This is a genomic window from Vibrio sp. AK197 (assembly GCF_053903115.1).
The window spans coordinates 340,987-354,060 of the sequence record NZ_CP096429.1 but is presented as its reverse complement, the minus strand read 5'-3'; the positions used below and the strand labels follow the sequence as shown (position 1 = coordinate 354,060).

General features: G+C 47.0%; 13 protein-coding genes. 5 read left to right on the top strand and 8 right to left on the bottom strand.

The features are described from left to right. Positions 1-55: 55 nt before the first annotated feature. The 3 genes from M1D72_RS01665 (at position 56) to M1D72_RS01655 (ending at position 3,119) form a co-directional block, all read left to right on the top strand. Positions 56-544: a hypothetical protein gene (locus M1D72_RS01665; protein ID WP_390195024.1), complete on the top strand. Its 489-nt coding sequence runs from the start codon at positions 56-58 to the stop codon at positions 542-544. An 11-nt stretch (positions 545-555) separates the two neighbouring features. Further along, positions 556-2,178 (top strand): ABC transporter ATP-binding protein, encoded by a 1,623-nt coding sequence (locus tag M1D72_RS01660; protein ID WP_456295305.1) that lies wholly within the window; start codon positions 556-558, stop codon positions 2,176-2,178. Between the two features lie 143 nt (positions 2,179-2,321). After that, positions 2,322-3,119 (top strand): PhzF family phenazine biosynthesis protein, encoded by a 798-nt coding sequence (locus M1D72_RS01655; protein WP_456295304.1) that lies wholly within the window; start codon positions 2,322-2,324, stop codon positions 3,117-3,119. Here the strand turns inward: M1D72_RS01655 and M1D72_RS01650 are convergent. The 4 genes from M1D72_RS01650 to fepB are packed head-to-tail and all read right to left on the bottom strand — an operon-like array spanning position 3,116 to position 6,995. Further along, the gene (locus M1D72_RS01650; protein ID WP_456295303.1) at positions 3,116-3,976 is read right to left on the bottom strand and encodes an ABC transporter ATP-binding protein; all 861 of its coding nucleotides are present in this window, start codon (positions 3,974-3,976) and stop codon (positions 3,116-3,118) included. The two genes, M1D72_RS01655 and M1D72_RS01650, sit on opposite strands and share 4 nt — an antisense overlap. Then, positions 3,976-5,010: a FecCD family ABC transporter permease gene (locus M1D72_RS01645; protein ID WP_456295302.1), complete on the bottom strand. Its 1,035-nt coding sequence runs from the start codon at positions 5,008-5,010 to the stop codon at positions 3,976-3,978. The genes M1D72_RS01650 and M1D72_RS01645 overlap by 1 nt, the downstream gene beginning before the upstream one ends. Then, on the bottom strand, positions 5,007-6,044 hold the full coding sequence (locus tag M1D72_RS01640; RefSeq protein ID WP_456295301.1) for a FecCD family ABC transporter permease: 1,038 nt from the start codon (positions 6,042-6,044) through the stop codon (positions 5,007-5,009). Before M1D72_RS01640 ends, M1D72_RS01645 begins: the two co-directional genes overlap by 4 nt. Positions 6,045-6,050: 6 nt before the next feature. Further along, positions 6,051-6,995 carry a Fe2+-enterobactin ABC transporter substrate-binding protein gene (gene fepB, locus M1D72_RS01635; RefSeq protein WP_456295300.1) on the bottom strand — a complete coding sequence of 315 codons (945 nt, stop codon included), beginning with the start codon at positions 6,993-6,995 and terminating at the stop codon, positions 6,051-6,053. Between the two features lie 188 nt (positions 6,996-7,183). On the opposite strand from fepB, the gene M1D72_RS01630 reads away from it, so the two are divergent. After that, the gene (locus M1D72_RS01630; RefSeq protein WP_456295299.1) at positions 7,184-8,491 is read left to right on the top strand and encodes an NtaA/DmoA family FMN-dependent monooxygenase; all 1,308 of its coding nucleotides are present in this window, start codon (positions 7,184-7,186) and stop codon (positions 8,489-8,491) included. 66 nt (positions 8,492-8,557) lie between these two features. Here M1D72_RS01630 and M1D72_RS01625 read toward each other — a convergent pair whose 3' ends face one another. The 3 genes from M1D72_RS01625 to pepT all read right to left on the bottom strand — a co-directional run bounded on the left by M1D72_RS01625 (position 8,558) and on the right by pepT (position 11,114). Then, positions 8,558-9,442, bottom strand: a complete 885-nt coding sequence (locus M1D72_RS01625) for a mechanosensitive ion channel family protein (RefSeq protein WP_390195042.1) — start codon at positions 9,440-9,442, stop codon at positions 8,558-8,560. Positions 9,443-9,612: 170 nt separating this feature from the next. Next, positions 9,613-9,810 carry a hypothetical protein gene (locus tag M1D72_RS01620; RefSeq protein ID WP_456295298.1) on the bottom strand — a complete coding sequence of 66 codons (198 nt, stop codon included), beginning with the start codon at positions 9,808-9,810 and terminating at the stop codon, positions 9,613-9,615. Positions 9,811-9,884: 74 nt separating this feature from the next. After that, complete coding sequence (gene pepT / locus M1D72_RS01615) at positions 9,885-11,114, bottom strand: peptidase T (protein ID WP_456295297.1); 1,230 nt, start codon at positions 11,112-11,114, stop codon at positions 9,885-9,887. Positions 11,115-11,707: 593 nt separating this feature from the next. Between pepT and M1D72_RS01610 the strand changes: the two genes are divergently transcribed. Beyond that, entirely contained in the window at positions 11,708-12,151 is a 444-nt protein-coding gene (locus tag M1D72_RS01610; protein ID WP_456295296.1) for an exoribonuclease R, read from the top strand. A 54-nt stretch (positions 12,152-12,205) separates the two neighbouring features. Here M1D72_RS01610 and M1D72_RS01605 read toward each other — a convergent pair whose 3' ends face one another. After that, a complete protein-coding gene (locus M1D72_RS01605; protein WP_456295295.1) occupies positions 12,206-12,925 on the bottom strand; it encodes a carbonic anhydrase in 720 nt (239 codons plus the stop codon). Between the last annotated feature and the right edge of the window lie 149 nt (positions 12,926-13,074).

Sequence of the window (13,074 nt, the reverse complement as noted above, 5' to 3'; positions counted from 1 at the left end):
TTCGCGTCTAATTTCTATTTAAATGTGGGTATGAAAACGGTGGGGATTTTTGATTATGGATTTACAACAAAGTTGGGCGCACTTTCTAAAGGCAGAACAGTTACTCGAAGAAGGCCATTGGCCTGAAGCCCATTATCTGTTCGACCAAGTGTTGAACCACTTACCACAACATGTTCAAAATACACTGAGTGACAACAACACCAAACCTTGCCAGTTCTCTTGTCTACTTTCGGGTTTACGAGATGCCACCGTTTATCAGTCTGAAATTCTCAATAAGATGGGCAATCAACAGCAGGCCTTTCAGGTACTCAACCAAAGCTATGCCTTGTTGCAATTCCTCTCTATTGAGCCGTCTCCCTTAGTGGAAGCTTGCGCTGACACTTTATATAAGCACAGTGAAGATTTACTCCGTCATATCGGCGCTTTTTGCGCGGCGCAGCGAAGCGCGCAATGGATGCTTGAATTTCAACAAATGGAAAGAACGCACCACCACTTTGCGACATTGAAGCACTATCCATCGATGCCACGCCGAATGATGAACTAAAAGGATGTCCCATGTCTCAATCACCGATTTTGCAAGTTGAAAATCTATCGGTCAGTTTTACCACTAACGACGGTATCGTTGATGCGGTGAACTCAATCTCTTTTCAACTTCAAAAAGGCGAAACCTTAGCAATTGTCGGCGAGTCTGGCAGTGGCAAATCTGTCTCGACCAATGCCTTGATGAAGCTATTGCCCAACAACGCGTTGGTTGCCAAGGACTCGAGCATTAAGTTTGAAGGCAACGAACTGATCAACTTGAGCGAAAAGCAGATGCAATCCATTCGCGGCAATCGTATCGGTATGATTTTTCAGGAACCGATGACCTCACTCAATCCATACGTCCGTGTCGGAAAGCAGGTTACAGAAGCCATTATTTGTCACCAGTCGGTTAATGCCAATCAAGCCAAAGCGCGCGTGATTGAGCTATTTAATCTGGTTCAACTGCCAAGCCCTGAGCAGGCGTTAAAGAAGTACCCTCATGAATTCTCAGGCGGGCAACTACAGCGCATTATGATTGCCATGGCGCTGATTAACGAACCCGATATCCTCATTGCTGATGAGCCCACAACTGCGCTGGACGTCACCGTTCAAGCTGAAGTTCTTGATCTTATCAAACGCATTCAACACAAAATGGGCATGGCTATTTTGTTCATTACCCATGATTTAGGTGTGGTGCGTCATCTCGCTGACCGAGTTATCGTCATGTGTAAAGGCGACGTCGTTGAAACTGGCGACTGTAAAGCCTTATTTGACGACCCACAGCACGACTATACAAAAATGCTACTCAATTCAGTGCCTCGTGGGCAAAAAGCGCCGATCGCTCAGCACGCGCCCATGCTGTTAGAGGCTCACGACATTCGTGTTAAGTTCCTGGTAAAATCGCACTTTATTGAAAGTCGCAGCGAATATTTTGAAGCGGTAAAAGGCATTTCTCTTTCCCTCAAGCAAGGTGAAACCTTAGGAATTGTTGGAGAGTCGGGCTCCGGAAAATCGACGTTAGGACGAGCGCTTATTGGTCTATTACCCAGCAGCGGTCAAATCAAATTTCAAGGACAAGACCTTGAACAATTAAGTGCTAAGCAGCGTTTTGCGCTGAAAAAAGACGTACAGATGGTGTTTCAAGACCCATACGGCTCACTGTCACCACGTATGACCATAGGCGATATTATTACCGAAGGCTTAACGGTACACCGCCCCAACTTGACCCGCTCAGAACGCATGCAGCGCGCTCGTCAGGCATTGCAAGAAGTCAGACTGGATCCGCAGTCGATCAACCGCTATCCGCATGAATTTTCTGGCGGCCAACGTCAACGAATCGCGATTGCACGCGCACTTATCTTGGAGCCATCATTTATTTTACTTGATGAACCGACCTCGGCATTGGATCGCTCCGTGCAACTGACAGTGATTGACTTGCTCAAAGATATTCAACAAAAACACAATATTGGCTTTCTATTTATAAGTCATGACCTTAGTGTGGTCAAAGCACTGTCAGATCGTGTTCTGGTTATGCAAAAAGGCCAAGTCATGGAACAAGGCAGCGCCTCAGACGTGTTCCATTCGCCAAAACACGACTACACCAAAAAGTTAATCGCGGCTTCTTTTGATATTGAAGAAAATACGCAAGCAGCATAAAGAGATAATAACGTCAGGCTGGCAGCCTCAAACCGTGGCATTCCCCAATGTCACGGTTTTTTTATTCTTAGACCAATTAACGTCCTTTCTTTATTGCACAAGATTGATTAGCTTAGTGTTTTGCCAATAGACAGAGAAGAGTCATGGAACTAGAAATTTTTGTATGCGATGCGTTTACTAACCAGCAATTCAAAGGAAATTCTGCGGCAGTCGTGCCCGTCAGCGAGTGGTTGAGCGATGAGGTTATGCAAAATATCGCCAGAGAAAACAATCTCTCTGAGACGGCGTTTATCAAACCAGTTGGCAATCACCATTATCACATCCGCTGGTTCTCACCACTGTGCGAAGTCGATTTTTGCGGTCATGCAACCCTCGCCTCCAGTTTTGTTCTCTTTGAGTATTTTGACGCACACGACACATTACACTTTGAAACCAATCAGGTAGGCAGTCTGTGGGTAACGCGAGAGAGCAGTGGTCGAATCAGCATGGATTTTCCTAACATGGCGCCGAAGCCAATTGATGAACCACCACGAGCGTTGATTGAAGGGCTGTCTATTCCACCCCGCCAGGTACTGGTTAACGAGCAAGCTTATGTGGTGGTTGTTGCCGATGAGCAGCAAGTTCTTGCGATGCAAACCGACAACGCACAGCTCAAGCAATTACACCCTCGTGATGTGGTGGTTACTGCTCGCGCTGATCGAGAGGGTTACGATATGGTGTCACGCTACTTTTGGCCAGCCAATGGTGGTGACGAAGACCCAGTGACCGGCTCGATTCATTCAGGGTTGGCTCCATACTGGGCAGAACAGTTAGGAAAATCATCGTTGGTTGCTTATCAAGCCTCACAGCGCGGCGGGACGTTATATTGCCAGGTATTAGATGAACGCGTAATGATTGCAGGTGACGCAATACTCTACTCTCACGGCAAAGTGTATCTTTAAGTTTTCGATGCCCAACGACTCAGCGGGACAATCATTGGCGTCCCGGTGACCGGATCGGGAACCACTTCACTTTTAAGCCCAAACACGCGCTCAACCAACGCACTATCAATGATGGTATGCGGAGCGCCTTGCGCAATCAATTCGCCTTCGGCTAACGCAATCACGTGATCAGCATAACGACACGCCTGATTTAAGTCATGCAGCACTGCAACAACGGTTCGACCTTGTTCAATATTAAGCGTTTTAAACAAGTCCAGCAGTTCAATTTGATGCGCAATATCCAGATAAGTGGTCGGCTCATCAAGCATTAACGTGGGGGTTTGCTGCGCTAAGACCATAGCAATCCACACTCGCTGACGCTGCCCGCCGGATAGGCTATCTACGGTTTGCTGGGCCAATTCAGTTACGTTCGCATCGACCATCGCCTGCTCTACCGCTTGTTTGTCTTCGTCACTCCATTGACGAAACACACTTTGGTGTGGATATCGTCCGCGAGCGACCAAATCGTAGACCCGAATGCCATTTGGGCTGTTTGCACTTTGCGGCAAAAGACCAATTTTCTTTGCGACCTCTTTCGTCGGCCAACGATGAATATCCTTACCATCAAGTAAAATTGTCCCTTCCAATGGTTTCAGTAACCGGCACAAGCTTTTAAGTAAGGTCGATTTACCACAACCATTTGGCCCAATGATGACCGTAAACTGGCGCGGAGGAATAGTTAAACTTAGTTGTTCACATACGTGTTTATTGTCGTAGCCTAAGGTCAGCGACTGTGCAGCAATACTTACTGGCTGCTTGGCGGATGTCTCGATAGGTTTCCCCTCAGGGGAAGTCAAAAACTCAAGTTCTGTGGTCATTAGCGGGTTCTCGTTAGTAACCAAATTAGATAAATGCCGCCTACGATACCAGTCACCTGACCGATAGGTAGAGTAAGATTTAAAGGCGCCCACTGCGTCAATAGGTCGGCCAGAAGTAAAAGCAGTGCGCCCATCAACGCCGCACTGACAACGGGAACGCTATGATGGCGCGTAACACGTCGAACTAATTGCGGCGCCGCTAAAGCGATAAAGGCAATAGGCCCTGCCGCTCCTGTCGCTAGCGCTGCAAGAATTACCGCCGCAAACAGACTGATTGCGCGCATACGCTCAATCGCCACACCAAGCTGCGCAGCAATGTCTTCGCCCATTTCAATCAGCGACAGCGACCTCACACTCCATTTCAATACGGGAATACAAATGAGCAAGCCAAAACCAACCGACGCGACATCACTCCATTTTCTTGCGTTCAACGAGCCAGATAACCACAGGTTGGCGGTAATCGCACTGTCGATATCTCCCCACACTAACATCAGCCCATTGAGCGCTGCCAAGATAGCGCCAACACCAATACCGATCAGAATCATGCGATAGCTGCTAATTTTGCGTTTATCCAAGGACAAGAAATACACCACCACCGCAGTAATCATTCCGCCGAGAATGGCACACAGCGCGACACCCAGCACACCATTATTCAATAAGATGATATTGACCAGAGCGCCGGTTGCAGCGCCAGTCGTAAAACCGATGACATCCGGCGAGCCTAACGGGTTTCGAGAGATAGATTGAAATACGGCACCAGCGGCGCCGAGTGAGGCGCCAACAAACACCGCGGTCAACATTCTTGGTAAACGAATATGCATTAAAATTCGTTCTGTAATGCGACTGGTTTCTTCCCCCATCAAGAAGTTGCCCAGTGATGTGTAGCTAATAGGAAACTTACCCATCGTTAGCGCCACGCCACCTAATGCCGCGACCAAAACGAAGAGTAACGTGCTGACCCAGACAACACGCGATGAATATTGCCAAGAAAATGATCCAATACGGTAAACAGACAGAGGGGTTTGTGTTTTCATAATTGCGCCAACCTCCAGCGACGAACCAACACAATAAACACAGGCCCACCCAGTAACGTCACCATAATGCCCACACTGATTTCTCCGGGAGAGCCGATGACTCGTCCTAACACATCCGCCGCTAATAGCAGCAAAGCAGAAATCATCATTGAATAAGGAATTAGCCAGCGATGGCCGGGACCGACCAAAAATCGAGCAATATGCGGCGCAGTTAAACCAACGAAGCTGATCGGCCCAGCAGCGGCAGACGCACTCGATGCCAATACCACGACACAACCACAAACGAGTAGCCATACCCAGCGCGGATTCACACCTAAAGCGCGGCCTAAATCATCACCCAACGCCAAAATATCGAGTAAGCGACTTAAGTTAAGTGCAATAACGCTGCCAAGCGTAATTAAGCCACATGTGAGCCATACAACGCTAAAGCCACGCCCTTGCAGTGACCCCACCGCCCAATGGCGAAACTGGTCAAACACCGCTTGGTCACTGTTGATAGTGATAATCTGAGTAATCGCGAGCAAGACCACTGACACAGCAGCCCCCGCTAAAATCAGCCTGACAGGACTTAATGCATGGTAAACACTTGAAAGGACATAGACCAACAGCCCCGCCAAAGACGCCCCAGCCATACCAAACCACAAATATTGCTCAACACGGGTAAAACCGAACAAGGCAATTGCGCCAACGATCCCCACCATGGCTCCGGCATTAACGCCTAAAATACCGGGATCTGCGAGCGGGTTACGTGTTAGTGCCTGCATTAATGCGCCCGCCGCCCCTAGGCCAGCACCAACAAATATGGCCAATATGGTTCGAGGTAAGCGTACCCAGTGCACCAATAAGTGCTCAGTATTGGTTTGATCAAAGTGGAATAGCGCGTCAAGCGTGGTCGAAAACGCCACATTGCGGGCTCCGACAGCAATACTCAGCGCCGAAAAACCAACAAGTAATAGCGCGCCAATCACTAACCCTAAGCGATATTTATGTCGCTTTAAGGGCATCGGTTGTGTCAGAGTTAAACGCTTTTCCATGGCCTTCTAGTCCGACTTTTGGGAAAAGATCTGAGCAATGTTATTGACGATTTCCCGCGCACTAAATAGATCAATTCGAAACGAGTTTTCACCCAGCCCATACACTTGCTGAGCCTGAATTGACGGCAAGTTTTGAAGTACCGGATCCTTGGTGAACGCTTGAATATCGTTACGTCCTCGGCTGAGTAGAAACGTGGTCGGCGCCGTTAATTCCGTCAGATTTTCGTAATGCACACGCATAAAGTCACGATGAGAAATGGGCCCACTCTGCCACTCTGGCTTGGGCACTTCGATATCAAATCCCAGAGATTTAAGTAACTGAGCGTGAGTCCCGAGCGGCTTAGCAATCGCATTGACGACCCCTGCCCCTTGGAAACTAACAATATTGGTCTTACCCTCCGGCAATTGAATGCTGTCTCGGGTGGTTTTCACCAACTGGTTAAATTGGGCGATATTGTCTTTTGCGGCCTGTTCTTGTCCAGTGGCCTGCGCGAGTTGTTTGGCTAATTGCTGCCATGAGACATCGGTGTAATCGACAACAATAGTCGGCGCCAACATTTTAAATTCTTCTACCTGAGCCAGTGCAGAATCGGCACCACTGGTTGACACCACGATCAAATCTGGCGCGACGGCATAAGCCGATTCAAGATCAACACTGCCAGCAGGCCACAAAGCCTCGATTCCTTGCTGTTTGGCTAGCGATTGCCACTGGGCAAAGTAGTCCCCCGCCATCGTCGTTGCACTGGCCACAACAGGCGCATCAATCGCGAGTAACGTGCCGGTCACACTGACAGCGGTAGACAAAATTCTCTGCGGCGGCTTTTCAATCACGGTTTGAGTGCCATCCGCATTTTCAAAGGTTCGCGGCCAATCTTGTGCCTGGGCTAATTGGGCAACAAAACACAATATGATAAAAGTTATAGTTTTGATATTGATTCTTATTTCACTCATTGAATGGTAATATCCCTAAATTCGATGTGGCTCGCGGTTTAATATAACCCTCTGACGCGGTTCAGTCTATCCCTAGCCTGGCGCTGAGAACATGATCTGACGCAGTCTACCCGTGTTTGACCTCGAAGCCAAAGGATTGGACTCCCATGTTCTGACTCAACCCACAACATATTCAGTAAGGAAAAAGTATGTCTCGACCTGCGCCATTATGTATTGGACTCGCGTTAGCGATGAGCTGGCTGACTAAAAGTGGTTGGCGCCGTGAAGATAGCCAAGTAGAACACCTGTTCTCAATTGATGACTATATTCAACTCGCTAAGCAAGCCGAAGCGGCGAAATTGGACTTTGTATTTCGTCCGGACACGCTATTTTTACCGATGGAAATGGTCGGAACGGAGCCCGGATTCAGCAGCTTGGATCCGATGGTCCTTCTCGCGGCACTCGCCACTGCCACATCAAAAATTGGATTGGTTTCTACGGCATCAACCACATTTAATCCGCCTTATGTCGTCGCTCGTCAATTGCAATCTCTTAACTGGCTCAGCCAAGGACGTATCGGCTGGAATATCGTGACCGCCATTGATGGACAAACCAATTTTGGTCAGCAGAATCTAATGGCTTCAAAACAACGCTACGAGATGGCTGCCGAGTTTACTGAAGTGGTGCAAAAACTATGGAACAGCTACCCAGACGATGCGCTCACCTTTGATCGTCAGTCGGGCGAATTCGCAAATAGCAATAAAGTGCAAGCGATTAATCATCATGGTGATTTCTTTGATGTTCAAGGGCCGTTAAACGTACCGCAGTATCCGTCAGGTAACATTCCTTTATTTCAAGCTGGCGCCTCCCCTTGGGGAAGAGATTTTGCCGCCAAAGTCGCCAACGCGATTTTTGCCGCAACGCCTGACTTACACGCGGGAATCGAACTGCGTAATGACTTACGCCAACGCGCGGCGCTACAAGGTAGAAATGCTGATGATATTAAGGTTCTTCCCGGGCTAAGCCTTTATTTAGCAGAGACAAGGCAGCAAGCTGAAGATTTGTATTACCAGACGCACACCAGTTTAACTCGTGAGAAAAAACTCGCTTATCTCCAAAAAAACTTAGGGGTTGATTTCAGTGCATTAGAAGATACCCAGCCGATAACTGTTGATATGCTGCCGAAACTCGACGCCGTACGCAGCCATACTCACACCAATTTGCTGACGCGCTTTATCGAACGTGAATCCCCCACATTGGAACATTTACTTACTCGACCCGAGGTGATGGGCTCCGCTCACTGGTTAGTGATTGGAACACCGGAAGATGCGGTAGAATCAATCAAACAACGTGTGGAAGCAGGTGCTGCGGATGGGTTTATTGCCGTACCTGGAGGCTCACGTCAGTCAGCCCAGCTTTTCTTTGACCAAGTGATCCCATTATTAGCGAAAGCGGGGTTAAGTCGCACTGAATACCAAGGCTCAACACTGTGCGAGCATTTAGGGTTAAACGCCTAATTCGATATCACCCGACAAAAAGAGCGCGATAACGCGCTCTTCCCATCACCAAAACCGCTTTCCCTATCAGTGGCTAAGTCCTGTCTCCGACGCTGGTTGGGGCGTTCGCGCCTTTTGAGTTAAAAACGCTTGTTCATACATCAACATGAAATCACGGCGAATAAGCTGCTCTAGGTGGACCGCTTTATCCGTTGGGCAAAAAATCATGAAATGGACATTTTGTTCTGCCGTTGGCGTGCTACTGATATGAATATGAGGCTCGGCGCCGGGTAAATCAACTCCGGCATGCTTTTCAATCATAACGTTATAACGGCGGGCGACTTCACTAAAGTAATGACAATGTTCTTCGATTTTCTGCTCTAGAGGTGCCACCAGCGGATACAAATTGACGAATTCTTTCACCACAATATTAAAGTTATGATAAACATAACGTTTCATAAAGTTGAGGTTCTTTACTGGAAAGGTAAAAAACATGCTATTTGGTAGCGTCGCCGTCTTACCGGTAAAGTGGTATTGACCATGATGTAAATCGATCTCTTGGAGCACCGTCGCCATCATGTTGTGCTCAATCACTTCCCCGCAAATCGTTCCAACTTCGATCCAATCGCCAATACGAAAGGAGCGTGAGCTCGCACGCTGAATCGAACCAGTAAAGCACAAAATGATTTCTTTTGATGCCACAACAATGGCCACAGCAATCGCGGTCACCGATAATGCAAATTGGCTGATCTCAGATTGCCAAAGTATGAATAATAACAATACCAATGCGATAAATGAGCCATTTTTGGTTCGCGACATCCATTTGCGCTGCTCATCTGAGACAAAGGCATGATCACCGCGAATCTGTCCCAACGTGAAACGGCGGACACCGACAACCAACAAAAAAATCAGCAAAGAAAAAAGGAATTTATGAGTCAGAAGGTAATCCACCGCCAACTGAACCTTATCCATAAAAAACTCCAGATAGTGAAAAGGGGCCTACGCCCCTTTATCGTTGTTATATGTGTTGCGCTGCATGGTTTATTGCAGCAAACAAATCCAGCGCTTACTTTCCCACACATCAACCAAACTATCTAGCGACCAAGCACATTATTGCCGCACAGATTACGCTCTGAGTTCATTTATTCCCATGTTGACACGGTTGATTTGTCACTTTCTGGCATGATTTGCTCAAGAGAACGCCGCTCCGGTGCTGAAATGGATTGCTCAGTGATAATGGTTGTCGCGGTATCGGTAATCGTTGGATAAGCGGCCACACCCAACATCACCCCTAATCCGAAGATGATAAGATGGGAAAGAGAAAGTAATAACCACTTCATACCAATACCTAAATAAATTGATAAATTTAAGCGGCATACAATAGAGCAATCACTCGGCTGTGGGTATCCCACTATCATCTGATATTGGTAGCAGTTATTTCTGACAAACGAACGATCACCTCAACGGCACTCTGCATTCCTTCGATAGTGGCAAATTCATGTATCCCATGAAAGTTGTAGCCACCCGTAAAAATGTTCGGGCATGGCAATCCCATAAACGACAAACGAGCCCCATCGGTTCCACCGCGAATAGGTTTAATATTGGGTGTAATGCCGCACTCCAGCATCGCCTGCTTTGCCGTCTCGATAATATGCGGAAACGGCGCGACTTTCTCTTTCATATTGTAGTAGCTATCTTCAATCACCAGTTCAACCACATCCTGCTTATAGCATTGATTTATCTGGCTAACTTTGGATTCAAGAAGTGCTTTTCGGGCTTGTAACCCTTCAAGATCGAAGTCACGTAAAATATAGTTAAGCTGACTACGCGCAACACTCATGGTCGATGAAGTAAGGTGGAAAAAACCTTGATAGCCATCGGTACACTCTGGCGTATCCTGAGTAGGCATACCCGCATGAAATTGGCACGCCAACGTCATCGAATTGCGCAGTTTGTTTTTTGCGGTTCCAGGGTGAACATTGACACCATGAAATACCACTTTTGCATTAGCGGCATTGAAGTTTTCGTACTCAAGCTCTCCTACAGGACCACCATCGATGGTGTAAGCCCATTGCGCTCCAAATTTTTCGACATCAAAACGGTCAGCACCGCGGCCAATTTCTTCATCCGGCGTGAAGCCAATGCAAATCTCACCATGCGCAATCTCAGGGTGTTGAATCAAATATTCAACCGCCGTGATGATTTCGGCCACGCCCGCTTTATTGTCTGCGCCAAGCAGTGTATCACCGTCGGTCGTGATTAAATGACAACCACGCAGTTGGTTAAGTTCTGGGTACTGAATTGGCGATAACACTTCATCACCGCGACCTAACGCGATGTCACCACCTTGGTAGTTCTCGACAATTTGCGGCTTAACATTTGCTCCAGATGCGTCCGGCGCCGTATCCATATGAGCAATAAAGCCGATACTTGGTACCTCATGGCACACATTGGCGGGCAGGCGCGCCATAAGGTATCCGTTTTCATCAAGGCTTACCTGCGCTAACCCTAACTCCATTAACTCTGCCTTTAGTGCCTGAGCAAACGTTAGCTGTCCGGGAGAACTCGGACACATCGGATTATCAGGATTCGATTGAGTATCAAAAGTAACATAGCGTAAAAAGCGCTCAACAACAGGATTCATGATGCCCACCTAAAAAACAGCAAAAGAAAATACGTCAACAACAACGTAAGAAGTCTCTATCTTACTGAGCAACCTGCATTTTGGTTTTGCTTAAAATCATCTTTTTCTGTTATTCATTGCTTGCCATTCACAGCCAAATGACGGGTTGAAGATAAAAATAAACCGTCTTTCATTCTTTTAAGTTAAAGCCTCTACTCGCCATTGTTCACCTCTTATTGTCGGTTGCTCTGCGTCTACCCTGATATAAAAGAATGACGCTTAAGGCACCAAAAGATGACATACGGTTTATTAGTGATAAAGATCCCATATACTGTGCAGTTATTTATGAACCGCGATCACTATTAACAGCAAATTGACAAGTTCAAGGTTGAAGAGCTTGGCATCGCCGATTAAGGTTTAATTGTGCAAACTAACGTTCTAACTCGTAATATTTAAGGCATTCGCCAGTGCCTATTACTCCATGATGAACGCTAAGTTATAGAGCCTCACTTTCGCCAGTGAGGCTTTTTTTTTGCTTATGAATCCGCTCTGACTTACTAGACACAGAAAACTCAGCCGCTACAATACGCAGCCACTGTTTAGGAGGCGTTTTTATGGTTCAAGATTACACTTACCCTTGCTTGTCTGAGATGTCGAATCCAGAACTGCAAGAGCTTAGTCATCGCTTGCTGCACCGTTTGGTTCCCGAATCATCTGTCAAAGAATTATTTACCTTTGAGGATCAACAAACGATGGACGACGATAAGCGCCAAGAGCTGCACTTTGATGCCCTATTACGAATGAATGCGATTGCGTTAAGTGAAATCCCGGCTCTGTTTGCAAGCGCAGACAACCCGGAACAAAATATCGAACGTATGACGCGGCTGATTTTATGGCACTTCTATGCGGTGTCGTTCCGCCTGCAAAATGCGATATCACTAAAAACACATTGTGACCAAGTCGAAGCGTTATTAAACAACCGCCCGAAAGAGGCGTACCAGTGGGTAAATAGCTTAACCCGCTTACTACAGGATTATGCAGAGCTGGCCAAGGGCTAGAACATGCACTAAAAAGCCCACAATCTGTGGGCTTTTCGACTGTTCAATATCGTATTAATTATTGGTCACGATTTGTCGTGCATTCACCGCCTGCACAGGTCGGTTGTTATGTCCCATCACTGACATCATTTTCTCGGCTTGCGAACCCGCGAGTTTGTTGACATCTTTCAGAACGAACCAGCGCACACCTTCACTACAAGGTGGCGTCGTGAGTGAGCCATTGAAACGGTAGTATTCATCGTATTCAGGGAGTAAGTCAGCCACATTTAGTGGTGTGCTTAGCGTGGCTGTTTCGCCAACTTTAGGCATCGTTTGAGTTAGGCTGGTGAGAAATTCGCTCTCTACTCCTTTATCAAACATCACCGAAATCACCACTAATTCGCCTTGATCATCACTGTTTACAAAGTGTGCTTCAAGCGGATACTGCTTACCTGAAATTAAGTTTTCCGAGGGAGTATGAAAGTGGAATTGCAATAAATTGAAGGTCTTACCATCGACCGTTAGCGTGTTATCGCCTTCGACAACGGCTTGCAACGTGTGGCCATTATTGGTCAAGCCAGTCACTTTACCAGAGTAATTTAATTTAAGATCTTGCAAGTCAGCTTTAACGTCACCTTGGATATCAATCGGACTTTGATTGACCCCCTGCGCGCAAGTGGCTGAAACACTTCCCCAATGCGCAGGACCATGCTCATCAGCATAACCCCATTCAGACGCTTGAACCGCCCCTGCCATTAACGCCGAAACTGACAAAGCCAATAGTAGTTTTTTCATTGTTATTCCTTTATTAAACATATGACGTGAGTAGTGAGTAATGGCTGAACATAGTAATCAAATTCCCCATATCAATAGTAAGTGAAATCTATGTTTACCATTACCATACGCTAAAAATTCGTATCGTTTTCAGCAATGAGAACAGGCCA

Excerpts from the sequence above, each read along its gene's own strand:
- M1D72_RS01640 (WP_456295301.1), bottom strand. The coding sequence starts at position 6,044 with ATGGAAAAGCGTTTAACTCTGACACAACCGATGCCCTTAAAGCGACAT.
- M1D72_RS01610 (WP_456295296.1), top strand. The coding sequence starts at position 11,708 with ATGGTTCAAGATTACACTTACCCTTGCTTGTCTGAGATGTCGAATCCA.
- pepT (WP_456295297.1), bottom strand. The coding sequence starts at position 11,114 with ATGAATCCTGTTGTTGAGCGCTTTTTACGCTATGTTACTTTTGATACT.
- M1D72_RS01630 (WP_456295299.1), top strand. The coding sequence starts at position 7,184 with ATGTCTCGACCTGCGCCATTATGTATTGGACTCGCGTTAGCGATGAGC.
- M1D72_RS01620 (WP_456295298.1), bottom strand. The coding sequence starts at position 9,810 with ATGAAGTGGTTATTACTTTCTCTTTCCCATCTTATCATCTTCGGATTA.
- M1D72_RS01625 (WP_390195042.1), bottom strand. The coding sequence starts at position 9,442 with ATGGATAAGGTTCAGTTGGCGGTGGATTACCTTCTGACTCATAAATTC.
- fepB (WP_456295300.1), bottom strand. The coding sequence starts at position 6,995 with ATGAGTGAAATAAGAATCAATATCAAAACTATAACTTTTATCATATTG.
- M1D72_RS01650 (WP_456295303.1), bottom strand. The coding sequence starts at position 3,976 with ATGACCACAGAACTTGAGTTTTTGACTTCCCCTGAGGGGAAACCTATC.
- M1D72_RS01660 (WP_456295305.1), top strand. The coding sequence starts at position 556 with ATGTCTCAATCACCGATTTTGCAAGTTGAAAATCTATCGGTCAGTTTT.
- M1D72_RS01665 (WP_390195024.1), top strand. The coding sequence starts at position 56 with ATGGATTTACAACAAAGTTGGGCGCACTTTCTAAAGGCAGAACAGTTA.
- M1D72_RS01605 (WP_456295295.1), bottom strand. The coding sequence starts at position 12,925 with ATGAAAAAACTACTATTGGCTTTGTCAGTTTCGGCGTTAATGGCAGGG.
- M1D72_RS01645 (WP_456295302.1), bottom strand. The coding sequence starts at position 5,010 with ATGAAAACACAAACCCCTCTGTCTGTTTACCGTATTGGATCATTTTCT.
- M1D72_RS01655 (WP_456295304.1), top strand. The coding sequence starts at position 2,322 with ATGGAACTAGAAATTTTTGTATGCGATGCGTTTACTAACCAGCAATTC.